Genomic DNA, 300 nt, shown 5'->3' on the forward strand with positions numbered 1-300 from the left:
CGCCGGCACCCTCTCTGTGCCCAAATCCATCGCTGAAGCTTGCGCTGAATCTTTGCTGAGCAATGGCATCGACATGCCTGTTTCATATCGCATGCAGGTCGACCACGGCTTCGCTCAACCGCTCGAATTCCTCCTGGGTGGCTTGGACAAGTATCCGGTCTTGCCGATCTTCGTGAACTGCGTGGCCCCGCCTCTGCCTACCTTTGAACGTGTCAGATTGATGGGTGATGCGGTCGGTCGATTCACCCGCACTCTGAACAAGCGAGTGCTGTTCCTGGGATCGGGTGGCCTTTCACATCA

1 protein-coding gene is annotated in these 300 nt (G+C 57.0%); it reads left to right on the plus strand.

Features of this window, described 5'->3' with window-relative positions:
• Window positions 1–300 (plus strand): DODA-type extradiol aromatic ring-opening family dioxygenase (locus FQ664_RS25805; protein WP_474707154.1); only part of this gene is annotated, 300 nt, incomplete at both ends.

This window comes from Pseudomonas persica (assembly GCF_900291015.1).
Taxonomy (GTDB): domain Bacteria; phylum Pseudomonadota; class Gammaproteobacteria; order Pseudomonadales; family Pseudomonadaceae; genus Aquipseudomonas.